At 53.9% G+C, this 20,001-nt stretch carries 17 protein-coding genes; 13 read left to right on the top strand and 4 right to left on the bottom strand.

Annotation, left to right across the window (positions count from 1 at the left end; genetic code table 11):
- The first annotated feature begins 25 nt into the window (after nucleotides 1-25).
- The 9 genes from OGX80_RS18035 to yejF all read left to right on the top strand — a co-directional run bounded on the left by OGX80_RS18035 (nucleotide 26) and on the right by yejF (nucleotide 11,709).
- On the top strand, nucleotides 26-1,492 hold the full coding sequence (locus tag OGX80_RS18035) for a mannitol dehydrogenase family protein (RefSeq protein WP_115181386.1): 1,467 nt from the start codon (nucleotides 26-28) through the stop codon (nucleotides 1,490-1,492).
- A 119-nt stretch (nucleotides 1,493-1,611) separates the two neighbouring features.
- Nucleotides 1,612-2,598 (top strand): CobW family GTP-binding protein, encoded by a 987-nt coding sequence (locus OGX80_RS18030; RefSeq protein WP_115181385.1) that lies wholly within the window; start codon nucleotides 1,612-1,614, stop codon nucleotides 2,596-2,598.
- A 28-nt stretch (nucleotides 2,599-2,626) separates the two neighbouring features.
- On the top strand, nucleotides 2,627-3,346 hold the full coding sequence (locus OGX80_RS18025) for a phosphatase PAP2 family protein (RefSeq protein WP_047462461.1): 720 nt from the start codon (nucleotides 2,627-2,629) through the stop codon (nucleotides 3,344-3,346).
- A gap of 413 nt (nucleotides 3,347-3,759) precedes the next feature.
- Nucleotides 3,760-4,329: a bifunctional murein DD-endopeptidase/murein LD-carboxypeptidase gene (mepS, locus tag OGX80_RS18020; RefSeq protein ID WP_012131581.1), complete on the top strand. Its 570-nt coding sequence runs from the start codon at nucleotides 3,760-3,762 to the stop codon at nucleotides 4,327-4,329.
- 188 nt (nucleotides 4,330-4,517) lie between these two features.
- Nucleotides 4,518-6,074: a cyclic di-GMP phosphodiesterase gene (locus OGX80_RS18015; protein ID WP_012131580.1), complete on the top strand. Its 1,557-nt coding sequence runs from the start codon at nucleotides 4,518-4,520 to the stop codon at nucleotides 6,072-6,074.
- Between the two features lie 109 nt (nucleotides 6,075-6,183).
- A complete protein-coding gene (locus tag OGX80_RS18010; protein WP_110494017.1) occupies nucleotides 6,184-7,998 on the top strand; it encodes an extracellular solute-binding protein in 1,815 nt (604 codons plus the stop codon).
- Nucleotides 7,999-9,093, top strand: coding sequence for a microcin C ABC transporter permease YejB (locus OGX80_RS18005; protein ID WP_115181384.1), 1,095 nt, complete (start codon nucleotides 7,999-8,001; stop codon nucleotides 9,091-9,093).
- Nucleotides 9,093-10,118, top strand: coding sequence for an ABC transporter permease (locus tag OGX80_RS18000; RefSeq protein ID WP_012131577.1), 1,026 nt, complete (start codon nucleotides 9,093-9,095; stop codon nucleotides 10,116-10,118). The genes OGX80_RS18005 and OGX80_RS18000 overlap by 1 nt, the downstream gene beginning before the upstream one ends.
- Nucleotide 10,119: 1 nt before the next feature.
- Nucleotides 10,120-11,709, top strand: coding sequence for a microcin C ABC transporter ATP-binding protein YejF (gene yejF, locus OGX80_RS17995; protein WP_115181383.1), 1,590 nt, complete (start codon nucleotides 10,120-10,122; stop codon nucleotides 11,707-11,709).
- Between the two features lie 3 nt (nucleotides 11,710-11,712).
- Here yejF and OGX80_RS17990 read toward each other — a convergent pair whose 3' ends face one another.
- From OGX80_RS17990 to rsuA, 3 genes are all read right to left on the bottom strand, one after another.
- Nucleotides 11,713-12,057: a YejG family protein gene (locus OGX80_RS17990; RefSeq protein ID WP_024130169.1), complete on the bottom strand. Its 345-nt coding sequence runs from the start codon at nucleotides 12,055-12,057 to the stop codon at nucleotides 11,713-11,715.
- 335 nt (nucleotides 12,058-12,392) lie between these two features.
- The gene (locus OGX80_RS17985; protein WP_024130168.1) at nucleotides 12,393-13,583 is read right to left on the bottom strand and encodes a Bcr/CflA family multidrug efflux MFS transporter; all 1,191 of its coding nucleotides are present in this window, start codon (nucleotides 13,581-13,583) and stop codon (nucleotides 12,393-12,395) included.
- Nucleotides 13,584-13,632: 49 nt separating this feature from the next.
- Nucleotides 13,633-14,331, bottom strand: coding sequence for a 16S rRNA pseudouridine(516) synthase RsuA (gene rsuA / locus OGX80_RS17980; protein WP_115182319.1), 699 nt, complete (start codon nucleotides 14,329-14,331; stop codon nucleotides 13,633-13,635).
- A gap of 150 nt (nucleotides 14,332-14,481) precedes the next feature.
- Here rsuA and radD point away from each other — a divergent pair, with 150 nt between their 5' ends.
- On the top strand, nucleotides 14,482-16,242 hold the full coding sequence (gene radD, locus OGX80_RS17975) for a DNA repair helicase RadD (protein WP_047462446.1): 1,761 nt from the start codon (nucleotides 14,482-14,484) through the stop codon (nucleotides 16,240-16,242).
- A 125-nt stretch (nucleotides 16,243-16,367) separates the two neighbouring features.
- The gene (rplY, locus tag OGX80_RS17970) at nucleotides 16,368-16,652 is read left to right on the top strand and encodes a 50S ribosomal protein L25 (protein WP_012131568.1); all 285 of its coding nucleotides are present in this window, start codon (nucleotides 16,368-16,370) and stop codon (nucleotides 16,650-16,652) included.
- 130 nt (nucleotides 16,653-16,782) lie between these two features.
- Here rplY and yejK read toward each other — a convergent pair whose 3' ends face one another.
- Complete coding sequence (yejK, locus tag OGX80_RS17965; protein WP_012131566.1) at nucleotides 16,783-17,790, bottom strand: nucleoid-associated protein YejK; 1,008 nt, start codon at nucleotides 17,788-17,790, stop codon at nucleotides 16,783-16,785.
- A 134-nt stretch (nucleotides 17,791-17,924) separates the two neighbouring features.
- Here yejK and OGX80_RS17960 point away from each other — a divergent pair, with 134 nt between their 5' ends.
- Nucleotides 17,925-18,152 carry a YejL family protein gene (locus tag OGX80_RS17960; RefSeq protein WP_012131565.1) on the top strand — a complete coding sequence of 76 codons (228 nt, stop codon included), beginning with the start codon at nucleotides 17,925-17,927 and terminating at the stop codon, nucleotides 18,150-18,152.
- Nucleotides 18,153-18,171: 19 nt separating this feature from the next.
- Nucleotides 18,172-19,932, top strand: coding sequence for an LPS biosynthesis-modulating metalloenzyme YejM (gene yejM / locus OGX80_RS17955; protein WP_012131564.1), 1,761 nt, complete (start codon nucleotides 18,172-18,174; stop codon nucleotides 19,930-19,932).
- The last annotated feature ends 69 nt before the right edge of the window (nucleotides 19,933-20,001 follow it).

The following is a 20,001-nucleotide window of genomic DNA, read 5'->3' as shown; positions in this document are numbered from 1 at the left end:
TAATGGTTAATCAGGTGTGTTCTTAATGAAGACTATTGCCTCTGCCCCACTCCCGGAAGGCGTACTGACGCCCCGCTACGATCGACAACAACTACAAACCCGGATTGTGCACTTCGGTTTTGGCGCGTTTCACCGCGCCCATCAGGCATTATTGACCGACAGAGTGCTGAATGCGCAAGGCGGAGACTGGGGGATCTGCGAGATCAGCCTGTTCAGCGGCGATCGCCTGATGAGCCAGCTTCGCGAGCAGAATCACTTGTACACCGTGCTGGAAAAAGGCGCGAACGGCAATCAGGCGATTATCGTCGGCGCGGTCAAGGAGTGTCTGAACGCAAAGCTGGATTCGCTTGCCGCTATTATCGAAAAGTTCTGCGAGCCGCAGGTGGCGATAGTGTCACTCACTATCACCGAAAAAGGATATTGCATCGATCCGGCAACCGGTTCGCTCGACGTGTCAAACCCGCGCATTATTCACGATATGCAACACCCCACGGAGCCGCACTCGGCACCGGGGATTCTTGTGGAGGCCCTGCATCGTCGGCGTGAGCGCGGGTTGTCGCCTTTCACGGTTCTCTCCTGCGATAACATCCCGGATAACGGCCATGTGGTTAAAAACGCCGTTCTGGGCATGGCGGAAAAACGCGCGGCGGAGCTGGCGGCGTGGATTCAGCAGCACGTCAGCTTCCCGGGAACGATGGTAGACAGAATCGTGCCTGCCGCCACAGAGGAGTCGCTGGACGAAATTACCCGCGAGCTGGGCGTCGCCGATCCCTGCGCCATCAGTTGTGAACCGTTTATACAGTGGGTCATTGAAGATAACTTTGTGGCAGGCCGCCCGCAGTGGGAAGTCGCTGGCGTGCAGATGGTTGATGACGTGCTGCCCTGGGAGCAAATGAAACTACGCATGCTCAACGGCAGCCATTCGTTCCTTGCATATCTCGGCTATCTGGCCGGGTTCCAGCACATCAGCGATTGTATGCAGGACAGCGCGTTTCGCGAGGCCGCTTACCGCCTGATGATAAATGAACAGGCGCCGACATTGCGCATCACCAACGTCGATTTATCCCGCTATGCCGCCAGCCTGATTGAACGCTTCGCCAATCCGGCGCTGAAGCACCGGACCTGGCAAATCGCGATGGACGGCAGCCAGAAATTACCGCAGCGGATGCTGGAAGGCATTCGCGAACATCTGGCGCGTGGGAGTGACTGGCCGCTGCTGGCGCTGGGCGTCGCAGGCTGGATGCGCTACGTCAGCGGCGTGGACGACACAGGTGCAACGATTGATATTCGGGACCCGCTCAGTGAAAAAATTCGCCTGCTTGTTGAAAGCAGCAGTGACGCGGAGCGGGTTAGCGCGCTGCTGTCGTTGCAGGAGGTTTTCGGCACGGATCTCGTGAAAAATCCCCTGTTTGTGCAGGCCATTGAGCAAGCCTGGCGGCGCATTGCGCAACATGGCGCGCATCAGGCGGTCATTGATACGTTAAAAAATTAACAATTTCTGTCTTTCCAGCGGACGAAAAAATTCTTCGTCCGCTCTGCCCTTCTCTTTTTCGTTTTTTTTCGCCAGGATTAGCACGAGCCGTTACGGCATATCATTATTCTGGAGCAGACGTGACCAAAACCAACCTCATTACCGGCTTTCTCGGCAGTGGAAAAACAACCTCTATTCTTCATCTGTTAGCCAACAAAGATCCTGCGGAAAAATGGGCCGTGCTGGTCAACGAATTTGGCGAAGTGGGCATTGACGGCGCACTGCTTGCGGACAGCGGCGCATTGCTGAAAGAGATCCCCGGTGGTTGCATGTGTTGCGTGAACGGACTACCAATGCAGGTGGGGCTGAATACCCTGCTGCGCCAGGGCAAGCCGGATCGCTTGCTGATCGAACCGACAGGACTTGGCCATCCGAAACAGATCCTCGATTTGTTAACCGCGCCAGTTTACGAGCCGTGGATCGACCTGCGCGCCACGCTGTGCATCCTTGATCCGCGTTTACTGCTGGATGAAAAGAGCGTCGCCAACGAAAACTTCCGCGACCAGCTGGCCGCCGCCGATGTCATCGTCGCGAATAAAACCGATCGCGCTACGCCGGAAAGCAAAAGCGCCCTGCAAACCTGGTGGCAACAGTACGGCGACAATCGTCAACTGGTTCATGCCGACCACGGGCAAATCAACGGACAGCTGCTGGATTTACCGCGCCAGAACCTGGCGGAACTGCCCGCCAGCGCCGCCCACGCGCACCAGCATGCCGAAAGAAAAGGGCTCGCCGCGCTTAGCCTGCCGGCGCAACAGCGCTGGCGTCGCAGCCTGAACAGCGGCCAGGGGCATCAGGCCTGCGGCTGGATTTTTGATGCAGATACCGTGTTCGACACCATCGGCCTGCTCGAATGGGCGCGCCTCGCGCCGGTTGGACGAGTGAAAGGCGTTATGCGCATTAAGGAGGGTCTGGTGCGTATTAATCGTCAGGGCGACGATCTTCATATTGAGACCCAAAACGTCGCGCCGCCGGACAGCCGCATCGAACTCATCTCAGACCGTGAAACAGACTGGAACACATTACAGACCGCATTGTTGAAGCTTCGTTTAGCCGAGGACGCGTAAGGTTGCCTCCGTTTTACTGAATGGCGAGATGATAATGAAAACCCGGTATCCCCTCATACTGCTGATTAACGCTGCGGGTCTGGCGTTGTTTTTGTCGTGGTATATTCCAGTCAATCACGGATTCTGGTCTCCTCTCGACGCAAACATTTTCCACTTCTTTAACCAGAAGCTGGTTGAAAGCCGCGCATTTCTCTGGCTGGTGGCGATCACCAATAACCGGGCGTTTGATGGTTGCGCGCTGCTGGCGATGGGCTGCCTGATGCTGAGTTTCTGGTTAAAAGAGACCCCGGCGGGCCGTCGGCGTATTATCATCATCGGCCTGGTGATGCTTTTATCTGCGGTTGTGGTGAATCAGTTAGGTCAGGCGTTTATTCCGGTCAAACGCGCCAGCCCTACGCTGACGCTTGAAAATATTCACCGCGTCAGCGATCTCCTGCATATTCCCACCAAGGATGCGTCAAAAGACAGTTTCCCTGGCGATCACGGAATGATGCTGCTTATTTTTTCCGCATTTATGCTGCGTTATTTCGGAAAAGTCGCAGGTTTCATCGCCCTTATTATATTTGTGGTTTTTGCCTTTCCGCGCGTAATGATCGGCGCCCACTGGTTCACGGATATTGCGGTCGGTTCGCTGACAACGGTGCTGATTGGATTGCCCTGGCTGTTAATGACGTCGTTCAGCGATCGCGTGATACGGTTTTTCGATAATTATCTGCCCGGTAAAAACAAACAAAATTTAAACAAATAAATCACATCAATTAACATCGTCATCAGAGAGCGTTCTCACTCCTGATGGCGATCGTCGATTATTTCCCGCCCCGCCATCATCTTCCTGTCATCTTCTTCCCGTTGAAAATGAACGCATTGCCTGTTATTCGCCTCATTTGCGTTTAATTTAGCCAATGCCACTAATTCACTTTCAGTATCATAATTTCTTATAAAAAATCCCGCCAAACTGCTCGCAATGGCAGCAACGATCGGGTAATCTTGAACTCGTTTTGCCTCGCTGGATAATTATTCTCTTTGCGAATAAATTTGTGCGTTCCGCCACAGATTTGACCTTAAAGAATTGTCTCATTGTGCGCAGGTAATTAGTCTCGTCACGTTTGGCATTTTTATAACGATATTTGTCGTTAAGGACTTCAAGGGAAAACAAACAACATGGTCAGGTCTCAACCGATTTTGAGATATATCCTGCGGGGAATTCCCGCGATTGCAGTGGCGGTTCTGCTTTCTGCATGTAGCACTACAAATACCGCAAAGAACGTGCATTCTGAGACGCATGCTGTGGGCAATGGAGATAACTCTTCACTGCAAGCCTCTCAGGATGAATTTGAAAATATGGTGCGTAACCTCGATGTTAAATCGCGGATTATGGATCAGTATGCTGACTGGAAAGGCGTGCGTTACCGCCTTGGCGGCAGCACCAAAAAAGGTGTCGATTGTTCCAGCTTTGTACAGCGTACATTCCGTGAACAATTTGGTTTAGAACTGCCTCGCTCAACCTATGAGCAGCAGGAAATGGGCAAATCCGTTTCGCGCAATAACCTGCGCACGGGCGATCTGGTTCTGTTCCGCGCCGGTTCGACGGGCCGTCATGTAGGCATCTACATCGGCAACAACCAGTTTGTTCATGCGTCTACCAGTAGCGGCGTTATTATTTCCAGCATGAACGAGCCTTACTGGAAAAAACGTTACAACGAAGGGCGCCGGGTTCTGAGCCGCAGTTAATTTTTCGTCTGACCGCTATCCCTTGGCAATCCTGACGAGACACATAAAAAGCACTGCTTCGGCGGTGCTTTTTTTGCGTTCTATCGCATCCCTGTAGAAAAGAATGACGATGCGGTTTAATCCAGGTTATAGTCTTTTAAATCAAGCATTTTAATCGCATTCGGTTACCTCAGGTAGAACCAGTAACTATGTTCACACGCGCCTCCTCGTCCTCGCGAAAAATCCTGCTCACCTGCATTCTCACAGGGGTCATCGTCGCGTTACTTATCAGTAGCCTGCAATTTTTAATGTCATGGCATAAACGTGAAGTCAAATACGACACGCTGATATCCGACGTACAACATTATCTGGTGAGCTACTTCGCCGACCTTAAAGCCACGACGGATGTGTTACAGCCCCTGACGCTTAATGACTGCCAGCAAGTCTCTTCCGAGCTGACCTCCCGCGCCGCTTTTAGCCTGAATGTGCGCGCCTTTTTGCTCGTCAAAGACAAAATCGCCTTCTGTTCGTCGGCGACCGGGCCGATGGACACGCCGCTTACCGACCTGGTATCCAATATCGACATCCGCAAAGAGATTGATATGGCGATACTTCCCGGCACGCCGATGATGCCGGATAAACCGGCTATGGCGATTTGGTATCGCAACCCGTTATTAAAAGAGAGCGGCGTATTTACCTCGCTGAATATCAACCTGACGCCCTACCTTATTTACACCGCCCGACAGGAAGATTTTGATGGCATCGCATTAATTATTGGCGATACCGTGCTCTCGACGTTTTCTTCGCATTTAATGACCGTGAAAGAGCTGTCGGGTACGCCTTCGCGCCAGGCGACAATAAAAGGGCTGCCGCTGAAGATACAGCTATACGCCGACAGCTGGACCTATAACGACGTGGGCTATGCCCTGCTGCTGGGCAGTATGAGTGGTATCATCGCCGCCCTGCTCTGCTACTACATCAGCTCTATCCGCCTGAAGCCGGGGCGAGAGATCCTGGTGGCTATCAAGCGCGAACAATTTTATGTGGTCTATCAACCGGTCGTTGATACCCAAACGCTCAGGGTCACGGGTCTGGAAGTGCTGTTACGCTGGCGTCACCCTACGGCAGGCGAAATTCCACCTGACGCGTTTATTCATTATGCGGAAGCCCAGCAGCTTATTGTGCCGCTCACCCAGCATCTGTTTAAACTCGTGGCGCGCGACGCCCCCGCGTTGCAGAAGGTACTGCCTGTCGGGGCAAAGTTTGGCATCAATATCGCGCCTGACCACCTGCACAGCAACAGCTTTAAAGAGGACATCCGTCTCCTGGCGGAATCCTTACCGCCGCATCATTTTCAGATCGTACTGGAAATTACCGAACGCGATATGCTCAATCAACATGAAGCGGCTAAATTATTTGAGTGGCTGCACTGTGCTGGATTCGAAATCGCAATTGATGATTTTGGCACCGGCCATAGCGCCCTCATCTATCTGGAACGCTTTACGCTGGACTACCTGAAAATCGACCGGGGCTTTATTAATGCGATTGGTACGGAAACCGTGACCTCTCCAGTTCTGGATGCGGTTTTGATGCTCTCTAAGCGCCTGCATATGCTGACCGTTGCGGAAGGGGTGGAAACCCCGGAGCAGGCCCGATGGCTACGCGATCATGGCGTCAACTTCCTCCAGGGGTACTGGATTAGCCGCCCTTTAGCGCTTGAGGACTTCGTTCACTGGATGAATACCCGGCCCGCGCCGAAATGGTGACGGCACTCTTCTGCCCGAATGGATTCACAACAGAGGCTGCGTCACTTATTATTCAGGATTGACGCTTGCCTGACGGTGGCAGGTGATAAGAAAAGGAAACCATTTTCCGATGATTGCTCGCGTAATGCTTCTGTTTGTCGCCCTGGCCAGCTTTGGCGTACAGGCTCAGGCCATCAAAGAAAGTTACGCCTTTTCCGTGCTTGGCGAACCCAAATACGCCTTCAATTTTAATCATTTCGATTATGTCAATCCGGCGGCGCCAAAAGGGGGGCGGATAACGCTTTCCGCGACCGGGACATTCGATAATTTCAACCGCTATTCCATGCGCGGTAATCCTGGCGCACGTACCGAGCAGCTTTACGACACGCTTTTTACCACCTCTGACGATGAACCCGGCAGCTACTACCCGCTCATTGCCGACAACGCGCGATATGCGGAGGATTACTCCTGGGTGGAAGTGACCATCAACCCACGCGCCCGTTTTCATGATGGTTCGCCCATCACTGCCCGCGACGTCGCCTTCACCTTCCATAAATTTATGACCGAGGGCGTGCCGCAATTTCGTCTGGTATACAAAGGCACGACCGTCAAAGCCATCGCTCCGCTTACCGTCCGCATTGAATTAGCCAAACCCGGTAAAGAGGATATGCTCAGCCTGTTTTCTTTACCGGTCATGCCGGAAAAATTCTGGAAGGATCATAAGCTCAGCGACCCACTCTCTAAGCCTCCTCTTGCCAGCGGCCCGTATCGCATAACCCAGTGGAAAATGGGCCAGTATATTGTCTATTCCCGGGTAAAAAACTATTGGGCTGCTAACCTGCCGGTAAACCGGGGGCGCTGGAACTTTGATACCATCCGCTACGACTACTACCTTGATGACAACGTTGCGTTTGAAGCCTTTAAGGCCGGGGCGTTTGACCTGCGTCTGGAGAATGACGCAAAAAACTGGGCGACGCGCTACACCGGTAAAAACTTCGATAACCATTACATCGTTAAAGACGAACAGAAAAATGAATCCGCACAGGATACGCGCTGGCTGGCCTTTAATATTCAGCGTCCGGTATTTAACGATCGTCGCGTGCGTGAAGCGATAACCCTGGCATTTGATTTCGAATGGATGAACAAGGCATTGTTTTATAATGCCTGGAGCCGGGCAAACAGCTATTTCCAGAATACCGAGTATGCCGCCAGAAACTACCCCAGTGCAGACGAACTGGTCTTACTCGCACCCATGAAAAAGGATCTACCGCCGGAGGTCTTTACCCGGATTTATCAGCCGCCAGTCTCAAACGGCGATGGCTACGATCGGGAAAACCTGCTGAAGGCCGATAAATTACTCACAGAGGCGGGATGGGTACTGAAAGGTCAGCGACGCGTTAACAGCGCGACCGGCAAAACGCTGAGCTTTGAACTGCTGCTTCCGGCAGGCGGCAACAGCCAGTGGGTTCTCCCCTTCCAGCATAATTTGCAGCGTCTTGGCATCACGATGAACATCCGCCAGGTTGATAACTCGCAAATCACCAACCGTATGCGCAGTCGCGACTACGACATGATGCCGCGACTGTGGCGCGCCATGCCGTGGCCCAGCTCCGATCTACAAATATCCTGGGCGTCTGAATACATTGACTCCAGCTATAACGCGCCAGGCGTGCAAAGCCCGGTCATTGATAAACTGATTGCCCAAATCATTGCCGCCCAGGGCGATAAAACAAAGCTGGTTCCCCTCGGGCGGGCGCTGGATCGGGTATTGACCTGGAATTACTACATGCTGCCAATGTGGTATATGGCGGAAGACAGGCTCGCCTGGTGGGATAAATTTTCCCATCCGGCCATTCGGCCGATCTACACCATTGGACTGGATACCTGGTGGTATGACGTCAACAAAGCGGCAAAACTTCCCGCCGCCAGACGACAGGGAGAATAAATGGGCGCCTACCTGATTCGACGTCTGTTACTGGTGATCCCGACGCTGTGGGCCATCATTACAATCAACTTTTTTATTGTCCAGATCGCACCGGGCGGCCCGGTTGACCAGGCGATCGCGGCCATTGAATTCGGCCAGTCTGGCGCCTTGCCCGGCACCGGTAGCGAAGGCGTTCGCGCCAGCCACGCCCAGACCGGCGTAGGGAATATTAGCGACAGCCACTATCGCGGCGGACGTGGGTTAGATCCCGAGGTGATCGCGGAGATCACGCATCGCTACGGCTTTGATAAGCCGGTTCATGAGCGCTACTTTAAAATGCTCTGGGACTATGTTCGTTTTGATTTCGGCGACAGCCTGTTTCGCAGCGCATCCGTACTGACGTTAATCAAAGACAGTCTGCCCGTGTCCATTACGCTCGGATTGTGGAGTACGCTCATCATTTATCTGGTGTCGATCCCGCTGGGCATCCGCAAAGCGGTATATAACGGCAGCCGTTTCGACATCTGGAGCAGCGCTTTTATCATCGTTGGCTACGCTATCCCCGCCTTCCTGTTCGCCATCTTATTGATCGTTTTCTTTGCTGGCGGTAGCTATTACGACCTCTTCCCGCTGCGCGGCCTGGTATCCGCCAATTTTGATTCCCTGCCCTGGTATCAGAAAATTACCGACTACCTCTGGCATATCACGTTACCGGTACTGGCGACGGTGATCGGCGGGTTCGCCGCGCTGACCATGTTGACCAAAAACTCTTTTCTGGATGAAGTCCGCAAACAGTACGTTGTCACCGCGCGCGCAAAAGGGGTGAGCGAAAAAAACATTCTGTGGAAGCACGTTTTCCGCAACGCCATGCTGCTGGTGATCGCCGGTTTTCCGGCCACCTTTATCAGCATGTTTTTCACCGGTTCGCTGCTCATTGAAGTGATGTTTTCCTTAAACGGGCTGGGGTTGCTGGGCTACGAAGCGACCGTGTCACGCGACTACCCGGTAATGTTTGGCACGTTATACATTTTCACCCTGATCGGCTTGCTGCTGAATATCCTGAGCGATATCAGCTATACGCTGGTTGATCCACGCATTGATTTTGAGGGACGCTGATGCCGCGATTAAGCCCTGCAAACCAGGCCCGCTGGGCGCGTTTTCGTCATAATCGCCGGGGCTACTGGTCACTGTGGATTTTCCTGGTGCTGTTTGGCCTGAGTCTGTGCGCCGAACTGGTCGCCAACGATAAACCGCTGCTGGTGCGCTATGAGGGAAGCTGGTACTTTCCGCTGGTCAAAAACTACAGCGAAAGCGATTTCGGCGGGCCGTTCGCAACGCAGGCGGATTATCAGGACCCCTGGCTGCAAAAGCAGCTTGAAAACCACGGATGGGTGCTGTGGGCGCCCGTGCGTTTTGGCGCCACCAGCATCAACTTTGCCACTGATAAACCCTTCCCCTCTCCGCCGTCCACACAAAACTGGCTGGGAACCGACGCGAATGGCGGCGACGTGCTGGCGCGTATCCTCTACGGCACGCGAATCTCTATCCTGTTTGGTTTGATGCTTACCCTCTGTTCCAGCGTAATGGGCGTGCTGGCGGGTGCGTTGCAGGGGTATTACGGCGGAAAAATCGACCTGTGGGGGCAACGGTTCATCGAAGTGTGGTCAGGAATGCCGACGCTGTTTCTGATTATTCTGCTCTCAAGCGTGGTGCAACCCAATTTCTGGTGGCTGCTGGCCATTACCGTTCTGTTTGGCTGGATGAGCCTGGTCGGGGTGGTTCGCGCGGAATTCCTGCGCACGCGCAATTTTGACTACATCCGCGCCGCACAGGCGCTGGGCGTCAGCGATCGCAGCATTATCCTGCGTCACATGCTGCCCAACGCGATGGTCGCCACGCTGACCTTTTTACCGTTCATTTTGTGCAGTTCGATTACCACATTGACGTCGCTGGATTTTCTCGGATTTGGCCTGCCGCTCGGCTCCCCTTCCCTCGGCGAATTACTTCTGCAAGGTAAAAATAATTTGCAGGCGCCGTGGCTTGGGATCACCGCGTTCCTGTCCGTCGCGGTGTTATTGTCGCTGCTGATTTTTATTGGCGAAGCAGTACGCGACGCGTTTGATCCCAACAAGGCGGTATAAGATGACGCATCCTCTGTTAACTATTGAGAATTTATCGGTAGGTTTTCGCCATCAGGAGAACGTGCGCACGGTTGTTAACGACATCTCTCTACAGGTTGACGCAGGCGAAACGCTGGCGCTGGTGGGCGAATCCGGCTCCGGTAAAAGCGTCACCGCGCTGTCGATTCTGCGGTTGCTGCCCTCTCCACCTGCGGTGTATCTCGCGGGCGATATCCGTTTTCATGGCGAGTCATTGCTCCACGCCAGCGAGCAGACGCTGCGCGGCGTGCGGGGCAATAAAATCGCCATGATTTTTCAGGAACCGATGGTATCGCTAAACCCGTTGCATACGCTGGAAAAACAGCTCTACGAAGTGCTGTCCCTGCACCGGGGAATGCGCCGTGAGGCCGCCAGGGCCGAAATCCTGAGCTGCCTGGATCGCGTAGGGATTCGTCAGGCCGCGAAACGGCTGAGCGATTATCCCCATCAACTCTCAGGCGGCGAACGCCAGCGCGTGATGATCGCAATGGCGTTGCTCACGCATCCTGAACTGTTAATCGCCGATGAACCCACGACCGCTCTGGATGTCTCCGTACAGGCGCAAATCCTGCAACTGCTGCGTGAACTGCAACGCGAACTGAATATGGGTATGCTGTTTATCACCCATAATCTCAGCATTGTGAAAAAACTGGCGGACACCGTGGCGGTGATGCAAAACGGACGATGCGTGGAGCAAAACCGTGCGTTGCCGTTGCTTAGCACGCCTGAGCATCCCTATACGCAGAAGTTGCTGAACAGCGAACCCACCGGCTCCCCGGTTCCATTGCCCGGTGAGTCGTCGCCGCTGCTGGAAGTGAACCAGCTTCGCGTCGCATTCCCGATTCGAAAAGGGGTTCTGAAACGCGTGGTGGATCATAACGTCGTGGTTAACGAGGTGAGTTTCGCGCTTCGACCCGGTGAAACGCTGGGGCTGGTCGGTGAATCCGGGTCAGGAAAAAGCACTACCGGTCTGGCCTTACTGCGGTTGATTCGCTCGCAGGGCAGCATCACTTTTGACGGCCAGCCGTTGCAAAATTTAACCCGCCGTCAGTTGCTGCCGGTTCGTCACCGTATTCAGGTGGTATTTCAGGACCCGAACTCATCGCTGAACCCCCGCCTCAACGTACTGCAAATTATTGAAGAAGGCTTACGCGTTCATCAACCGGTCCTTTCTGCCGGGCAGCGCGAAGAACAGGTTATCGCCGTCATGAAGGAAGTGGGTCTGGATGCTGAGACGCGCCATCGTTACCCGGCGGAATTTTCCGGTGGCCAGCGCCAGCGTATCGCTATCGCCAGGGCGCTAATACTGAAACCGTCGCTGATTATTCTGGATGAACCGACATCATCGCTGGACAGAACGGTTCAGGCACAAATCCTGGCGCTGTTGAAATCTTTACAACAAAAGCATCGCCTGGCTTACATTTTCATCAGCCACGATCTGCATGTTGTGCGCGCATTATGCCATCAGGTCATTGTACTGCGACAAGGAGAAGTGGTGGAACAGGGGCAATGTGAGCGTGTCTTTACCGCACCGCAACAGGAGTATACGCGTCAGTTGCTCGCGCTAAGCTGACGCTCAAAAAGGATTGTTGTTCGAAAAGGGTTCCGCTATCGCTACGCCGAAATTTTTCAGGCGGCAGGTCGCGGCAAATTCGTCCTGACGATTAACAAACAGGCACGGCTCGCCTTCGCACTCCAGAACGGAGCAAGGCACTTCGATGTCGCTAAGCGCCTGGCTAAGTGTATGCATCACCGGCCATGCGCTGTCGCCATCGGGACTCAGGAGTTTGAGCGCCACCAGACTGTTTTCTGTGTTCTGCCCGTTTTGCGGAATCGGTTCAACTTTTGAACCTGCAAAACCCGTTGACCACCGATAGTTCTGCGGTAAACGATGAATGATTGAGAGTTGTAATGTAGTCACTTTCTTTCCCCGGAAGCACATTCACTTCACAATTTATTTACATCCATATTAACACATCATTGACAACCCGTCCTTAAACAGATCGAAAACGCTTACATCCCTGGTCTGAGCGGCCTGTACAGCCCGTTATTAAAATATTTTTTGCCAGTGCCGGACGTATTTGCGGGCTATATGTACCCGTTTCTGCGATCTAACTCAACCTTTTTAACTACAATGATGTGACTTTTTACATAAATTGATTTTACATAAAATAAACATAAATGGAAAAAATGATGGATTTGACGTTGATGTACGTCAACAAAGGAAGCCTTCCGGCTTCCATGTTGTGTATTAGATCACCGTTTTTTCGGGCGGCTGGCGTAGAGATAGAAGAGAATGGAGCAGGTTGCGCAGAAAGCAATCGACCAAATCATCGGCCAGGCGGAGGTAAAGGTTGCCAGCGACAGCAGCGCCCCGACAATCGCGCCAATGCCAAACCGGAACGTACCGGCCAGCGACGAGGCGGTGCCCGCCATATGCGGAAATTCATCCAGAATAACGGCCATCGCGTTTGAAGAGACCATAGAAACGCATCCGACAAACGCCGCGACGCCAACCACCAGCGCCCAAAAGCCCACGCCAAACAGCGCGCTGAATACCATCCAGGCCGCCATCACAAACTGAATCCATAGCCCGGTACGGAACATATTCAACGCCCCAACCCGGCGCACGAAGCGGCTGTTGATAATGGTCATCACAAACAAGAACACAATGTTCAGCGCAAAGTAATAGCCAAAATGCTGCGGCGACACATGGTTAATCTCGATATACACAAACGGGCCGGCGCTGAGGAACGAGAACATTCCCGCAAAGCTAAATCCGCTGGCCAGCATATAGCTCAGTACGCGTTTGTGTCGGAACAGCGAGGCAAAGTTCCCTATCGTGGTACGAATATGGAACGGCTGACGGCGTTCAACGGGAAGCGTCTCGTTAATCAACAAGAAAATCATCACCGATGCCAGAATCGCCGCCACCGCCAGAATCCAGAAGATGTAATGCCAGCTCAACCACACCAGAACCCACCCACCAATAATCGGCGCCATCAGCGGCGCGATTGTCGTTACCAGCATGACGAATGACATCATGCGGGAGAACTCTTCTTTCGGGTAGATATCGCGCATCAGGGCATTGATCACCACGCTCGCCGCAGCGGCGGCAAGACCGTGGAAGAAACGCATGATGATCAACTGGTCGATAGTCTGCGCCAGCGCGCATGCCACCGCCGCCGCCGCAAACACCAGCGTCCCGCCGAGGATCACCGGCTTGCGCCCGAGACTGTCCGCCATCGGGCCGTAAATAAGCTGCCCCACGGCGAACCCCAGAATATAGGTACTGAGGGTCATCTGCGCGCTGCCCGCCGGTACGCCAAACTGGGCAGAAATCACCGGCAGCGCCGGAAGATACATATCAATCGACAGCGGCATCAGCATGGCTAACAGGCCAAGGATAAAAACAATGGCAAAGGATGAGTGCTGCCGGGTGGTCACAAATGAACTCCTGAATTTAGCGGGACGTAAAGCGCCTGGCTCACCGGGTCTATAAACCGACGCTGGCGATTTCTTCTTCGGTCAACGGGCGATACTCGCCAGGTTCGAGGTCGTCATCCAGCACAATTGCGCCGATGCGTTCGCGGTGCAGTTCGACAACATGGTTCCCCACGGCGGCGAACATCCGCTTCACCTGGTGGTAGCGCCCTTCGCTAATGGTCAGACGCACCTGCGTCGGGGTGATCACCTCCAGCACGGCCGGTTTGGTGAGATCTTTCTCATTATGCAGTTGCACGCCTTTGGAAAACTGTTCGGCGGTATCCGCAGCTACCGGCGATTCCAGCGTGACCAGATAGGTTTTCTCGCAATGATGGCGCGGAGAGGTGATCCGGTGTGACCACTGGCCATCATCCGTCATCAACACCAGTCCCGTGGTGTCGATATCCAGCCGCCCGGCGGCATGCAGCTTGTACGCGACAGGTTCATCAAGGAAATAGAGTACCGTGGGATGATCCGGGTCGTCCGTTGAACAGACATAGCCCTGAGGCTTATTAAGCATAAAGTAGCGCGGGCCATTTTGCTGAACCAGCGTGTTGCCATCGTACTCGACATTATGTTCTGGCAGGAGTTTAAACGCCGCGTTTCGGATGATTTCGCCATCGACGGTAACACGGTTACTACGAATCTCACGCCCGGCAATAGCACGGCTGACGCCGAGTTGCTGAGCGATAAATTTATCAAGTCGCATGAGTTTGATTTTGCCTGTAATAATACGGAAATCGGGCATAACGCCCGAAAAATGAAGCCGTTGTCCATCCAGTATAACGGGCTCTAACCATCGCTCAAGGGAAATGATTCATGGCATACTATTCCCTGTACCGTTCATCGTAGTGAGACCATGATTTTTACACTTCGCCCTTACCAGCAAGAAGCCGTGGATGCCACGCTCAACCATTTTCGCCGCCACCGCACGCCTGCCGTGATTGTCCTGCCAACCGGCGCAGGCAAAAGTCTGGTGATTGCCGAGCTGGCGCGAGTGGCGCGTGGGCGCGTGCTGGTGCTGGCGCATGTAAAAGAGCTGGTCGCGCAAAACCATGCCAAATATTGCGCGCTGGGGCTGGAGGCCGACATTTTCGCCGCCGGTCTGAAGCGTAAAGAGAGCCACGGCAAGGTGGTGTTTGGCAGCGTGCAGTCGGTCGCCCGTAACCTTGACGCCTTCCAGGGCGAGTTTTCGCTGTTGATTGTCGATGAATGTCACCGCATCGGCGACGATGAAGAGAGTCAGTATCAGCAAATCCTGGCGCACCTGAGTAAAGTGAATCCCCACTTACGCCTGCTCGGCCTGACGGCCACCCCTTTCCGGCTAGGCAAAGGCTGGATTTATCATTTCCATTACCACGGCATGGTGCGCGGCGACGAAAAAGCGCTCTTTCGCGACTGCATTTATGAGTTACCGCTGCGCTACATGATTAAGCATGGTTATCTGACGCCGCCGGAGCGTCTGGATATGCCCGTGGTGCAGTATGATTTTAGCCGCCTGCAGGCACAGAGTAACGGCCTGTTCAGCGAAGCTGACCTCAATCGCGAGCTGAAAAAGCAGCAGCGCGTGACCCCGCACATCATCAGCCAGATTGTTGAATTTGCCCAAACCCGCAAAGGGGTGATGATTTTCGCCGCCACCGTCGAACATGCCAAAGAGATTGTGGGTTTGCTGCCCGCCGATGATGCGGCGCTGATTACCGGGGACACGCCGGGCGCAGAGCGCGACGTGATGATTAACGATTTCAAAGCCCAGCGCTTTCGTTATCTGGTGAACGTCGCCGTGCTGACGACCGGGTTTGACGCGCCGCATGTCGATCTTATCGCTATCCTGCGCCCGACAGAGTCAGTCAGTCTTTACCAACAAATCGTGGGGCGCGGTCTGCGGCTTGCGCCTGGAAAAACCGACTGTCTGATCCTCGACTATGCCGGAAACCCGCACGATCTGTATGCGCCGGAAGTGGGCACGCCAAAAGGCAAAAGTGACAACGTTCCCGTGCAGGTGTTCTGCCCTGCCTGCGGGTTCGCCAATACCTTCTGGGGGAAAACCACCGCTGACGGCACGCTGATTGAGCATTTCGGTCGCCGCTGCCAGGGCTGGTTTGAAGATGATGACGGGCATCGCGAACAGTGCGATTTTCGCTTCCGCTTTAAAAACTGCCCGCAATGCAACGCGGAAAACGATATCGCCGCCCGGCGCTGCCGGGAGTGCGACACGATTCTGGTTGACCCGGACGATATGCTGAAAGCGGCGCTAAAACTCAAAGATGCGCTGGTATTGCGCTGTAGCGGGATGGCGTTACAACACGGGCATGATGAGAAAGGCGAATGGCTGAAAATCACCTACTACGATGAGGACGGCGCCGATGTGAGTGAGCGCTTCCGATTGCAGACGCCCGCTCAACGCACCGCCTTTGAACAGTTGTTTATTCGCCCGCATACCCGCACGCCGGGTATTCCGTTACGCTGGATCGCTGCGGCGGATATCCTGGCGCAACAGGCGCTGCTTCGCCACCCTGATTTTGTCGTCGCCCGCATGAAAGGCCAGTACTGGCAGGTGCGCGAAAAAGTCTTCGATTATGAAGGCCGCTTCCGGCGGGCACATGAATTGCGCGGTTAATCGTACTTTTGATTGATGTGATAGCCATTTGAGTATAGAATCTCGCCCGCTTTTGCATACGCAAAGCAGATCACTTACCTGTTGCTGGGTCGCCTGTAACAGGAATTATTTAAGAGAGATTTTAAATGTTTACTATCAACGCAGAAGTACGTAAAGAGCAGGGTAAGGGTGCGAGCCGCCGCCTGCGCGCCGCTAACAAGTTCCCGGCAATCATCTACGGTGGCGCTGAAGCCCCGATTGCTATCGAACTGGACCACGACCAGGTTATGAACATGCAAGCTAAAGCTGAGTTCTACAGCGAAGTTCTGACCATCGTTGTTGACGGTAAAGAAGTAAAAGTTAAAGCTCAGGCTGTACAGCGTCACGCGTTCAAGCCGAAGCTGACTCACATCGACTTCGTTCGCGCGTAATCGCCAACAAGTTGAAGAAAAACCCCGCCACGGCGGGGTTTTTTTATGGTGCGCGACAAGGCGATGAACCGTAAGCCGAATAAGGTGCCTGCACCGCTATCCGGCGTTACAACACATAACGTCAAAACCGTTAATTACCGCCGGACGTCCGACGCTGGAGCTGATCGCGCAAGTTTGGCGGCGTTCCCTTGATCGTCAGCGTATCGGTCGCCGGGTCCCAGAAAATCCGCTCACCTAACAGCATGGCGTCGAAGTTGATGGTTAACCCACCGCCGCTCCCGGCATATTTCGTCAGCTGACGCAGCGTGCTGCGGTCCGCCGGGAAACTCTCTTCCAGCTCATAGCCTTTGTCAGCGGTAAATTCTCTGAAGCTGACTTCGCTGACGCCGGATAACTCTTTCGACAGCGATTCAAGCTCAATCTCTTCACCAGACTGCAATTGCTCATTGCAGTAGCTGTACACCTGCTGACGGACATTCTGACGTTCAGCTTTGTCCAGTTGCGCTTCTGCGGTGAAATCGTCCACCGCCTGCAACAGCCCCCGGTTTTGCGCTTTCGCGTTCAGCCCTTCGCTGGCGCCCAGGAAATCCATAAAGAAATCGGCCACTTTGCGCCCTACCCGGCCTTTCAGGAAGGTCAGATAACGGGTGGATTCCGGGTTCGTTTCCCATTCGGTCAAATCGATACGCGCCACAATATCCGCATGGTTAATATCCAGATAGTGCGTCGGGTTGATATCCAGGTTCTCATTCACGCGCATGCTGCTTAAGTTGTTCAGCACCGCCACCAGCAGATACTCCACCGCCAGATAACGGTAATGGCAGAACAGGACAATACCGCCGTCCGCAAACGGGTATTTCGCCAGTTCGTCGCGTAAACGGCCGGTCGCCGCACGGCTAAAGGCAAGAAAATCCTCCTCGCCCTGACGCTGCAACCGCAGCGTTTGCGCCAGTTCACTCTCTTCGCTGAACAGGCCGTACGCTTTGTTCTTGGCGCTATAGACCCGGTGCAGTTCAGCCACCATATCGACAACGGTGGTTGTCGGCTCCAGTAATGAATCGCGCAAGACCAGCTCAAGATTTTGCTCATCACGTTTGATAAGCTGGTGCAGGGCAATCTGGTTGATATCCAGACTCATGATAAACTCTCCTTTATGACCGGGCGGTATTCAATCACCTGACGGGCGGTGACGCAACAGGAGATAAAAAAGCAGAAAAAAAACTGTTGCTACGGTAATATGTTGCCCTTTCATGAACAAACTGATTGCGATTTATGCCACAACACTCCCGCTATAGTGACGAACACGTTGAACAATTACTGAGTGACCTGCTCAACGTACTGGAAAAACATAAGGCACCGACCGACCTTTCCCTGATGGTGCTGGGAAACATGGTCACCAACCTTATCAACACCAGCATCGCACCGGCTCAACGCCAGGCGATTGCGAACTCTTTTGCCCGCGCATTACAGTCTTCAATTAACGACGACAAAGCGCATTAAGGGAAACGAACGGCTATTTATGGTAACTCATCGTCAGCGCTACCGTGAAAAAGTCTCCCAGATGGTTAGCTGGGGGCACTGGTTTGCACTGTTCAACATTCTGCTGGCCATGGTGCTCGGTAGCCGTTACCTGTTTGTCGCAGACTGGCCGACAACGCTTGCAGGGCGTATTTACTCGTACCTGAGCATTGTCGGGCACTTCAGCTTTCTGGTGTTCGCCGCCTACCTGCTGATCCTGTTTCCTCTGACATTTATTGTCATGTCCCAGCGGCTGATGCGTTTTTTGTCAGCCATCCTGGCAACGGCGGGTATGACGCTGTTGCTGATCGACAGCGAAGTTTTTACCCGCTTCCACCTGCACCTGAATCCCATTGTCTGGGAACTGGTCATTAACCCCGATCAGAACGAGATGGCGCGCGACTGGCAACTGATGTTTATTAGCGTGCCGGTCATCCTGTTAATCGAAATGCTGTTTGCGACCTGGAGCTGGCAAAAGCTGCGCAGCCTGACGCGACGCCGCCATTTCGCCAAACCGCTTGCCGCGTTCTTTTTCGTCTCATTTATCGCTTCGCATGTGGTGTATATCTGGGCAGACGCCAACTTCTATCGCCCGATCACCATGCAGCGCGCGAATTTACCGCTGTCATACCCGATGACGGCGCGCCGTTTTTTGGAAAAACATGGCCTGCTGGATGCGCAGGAGTATCAGCGCCGTCTGGTGGAACAAGGCAACCCGGAAGCCGTTTCCGTTCAGTATCCGCTGAGCGATTTGCAATATCGCGACATGGGTACCGGCCAGAACGTACTGTTAATTACGGTCGACGCGCTGAACTACTCCCGCTATGAAAAACAGATGCCCGCGTTGGCCGCATTCGCCGAACAGAATACGTCGTTCACGCGCCACATGAGTTCAGGCAACACGTCTGACAATGGAATATTTGGTCTGTTCTATGGCGTATCGCCCAGCTATATGGACGGTATTCTGTCAACCAGAACGCCTGCCGCGCTGATCTCGGCGCTGAACCAGCAAGGCTATCAGTTAGGGTTATTCTCTTCTGACGGCTTCACCAGCCCGCTCTACCGCCAGGCGCTGCTGTCTGACTTCTCCATGCCAACCGTGCAAACGCAGTCCGACGAGCAGACGGCGAGCCAGTGGATTAACTGGTTAGGACGTTACGCCCAGGAAGATAACCGCTGGTTCTCATGGGTTTCCTTCAACGGCACAAACGTTGACGACAGCAACCAGAAAGACTTTGCGAAACGGTATGCCCGCGCCGCAGAGAACGTGGATGCCCAGATTAACCGGGTGCTCAGCGCACTGCGTGACGCAGGGAAACTCAACAACACCGTGGTGATCATTACGGGCGGTCGCGGCGTACCGTTAGCGCAGGAAGAGAGCCATTTCGCCTGGTCTCGCGGCCATCTGCAAGTGCCGTTGATCATTCACTGGCCGGGCACGCCAGCGCAGCGAATCAACACTCTGACCGACCATACGGATTTGATGACGACGCTGATGCAGCGACTGCTGCACGTCAGTACGCCAGCCAATGAGTACTCGCAGGGACAGGATCTGTTCAATGCCACGCGCCGCCATTACTGGGTGACCGCGGCGGACGGCAGTACGCTGGCGATTACCACGCCGGAAATGACGCTGGTACTGAACAATAACGGCACCTATCAGACGTACGATCTACACGGCGAGAAGATCAAAGACCAGAAGCCGCAGCTGAGCCTGTTGTTGCAGGTACTGACCGACGAGAAACGATTCATTGCTAACTGATTAATTATAAATCAGTTAGCAAGACATCCCCTTGCATTCGTGGTGGAAAGCGGTAGTATTGGCATCCAC

Source organism: Citrobacter sp. CK194 (genome assembly GCF_030333395.1).
GTDB lineage: Bacteria > Pseudomonadota > Gammaproteobacteria > Enterobacterales > Enterobacteriaceae > Citrobacter_B > Citrobacter_B koseri.
The sequence above is the reverse complement of the archived record's forward strand: the minus strand, read 5'-3'. Positions and strand labels throughout refer to the sequence as shown.

Bases quoted from the DNA above. Each gene is read 5' to 3' on its own strand.
- OGX80_RS18035 (WP_115181386.1), top strand. From the start codon at position 26: ATGAAGACTATTGCCTCTGCCCCACTCCCGGAAGGCGTACTGACGCCC.
- OGX80_RS18010 (WP_110494017.1), top strand. From the start codon at position 6,184: ATGATTGCTCGCGTAATGCTTCTGTTTGTCGCCCTGGCCAGCTTTGGC.
- OGX80_RS18025 (WP_047462461.1), top strand. From the start codon at position 2,627: ATGATAATGAAAACCCGGTATCCCCTCATACTGCTGATTAACGCTGCG.
- yejM (WP_012131564.1), top strand. From the start codon at position 18,172: ATGGTAACTCATCGTCAGCGCTACCGTGAAAAAGTCTCCCAGATGGTT.
- rsuA (WP_115182319.1), bottom strand. From the start codon at position 14,331: ATGCGACTTGATAAATTTATCGCTCAGCAACTCGGCGTCAGCCGTGCT.
- radD (WP_047462446.1), top strand. From the start codon at position 14,482: ATGATTTTTACACTTCGCCCTTACCAGCAAGAAGCCGTGGATGCCACG.
- OGX80_RS18015 (WP_012131580.1), top strand. From the start codon at position 4,518: ATGTTCACACGCGCCTCCTCGTCCTCGCGAAAAATCCTGCTCACCTGC.
- OGX80_RS18000 (WP_012131577.1), top strand. From the start codon at position 9,093: ATGCCGCGATTAAGCCCTGCAAACCAGGCCCGCTGGGCGCGTTTTCGT.
- yejF (WP_115181383.1), top strand. From the start codon at position 10,120: ATGACGCATCCTCTGTTAACTATTGAGAATTTATCGGTAGGTTTTCGC.
- mepS (WP_012131581.1), top strand. From the start codon at position 3,760: ATGGTCAGGTCTCAACCGATTTTGAGATATATCCTGCGGGGAATTCCC.
- OGX80_RS17960 (WP_012131565.1), top strand. From the start codon at position 17,925: ATGCCACAACACTCCCGCTATAGTGACGAACACGTTGAACAATTACTG.
- yejK (WP_012131566.1), bottom strand. From the start codon at position 17,790: ATGAGTCTGGATATCAACCAGATTGCCCTGCACCAGCTTATCAAACGT.
- OGX80_RS18005 (WP_115181384.1), top strand. From the start codon at position 7,999: ATGGGCGCCTACCTGATTCGACGTCTGTTACTGGTGATCCCGACGCTG.
- rplY (WP_012131568.1), top strand. From the start codon at position 16,368: ATGTTTACTATCAACGCAGAAGTACGTAAAGAGCAGGGTAAGGGTGCG.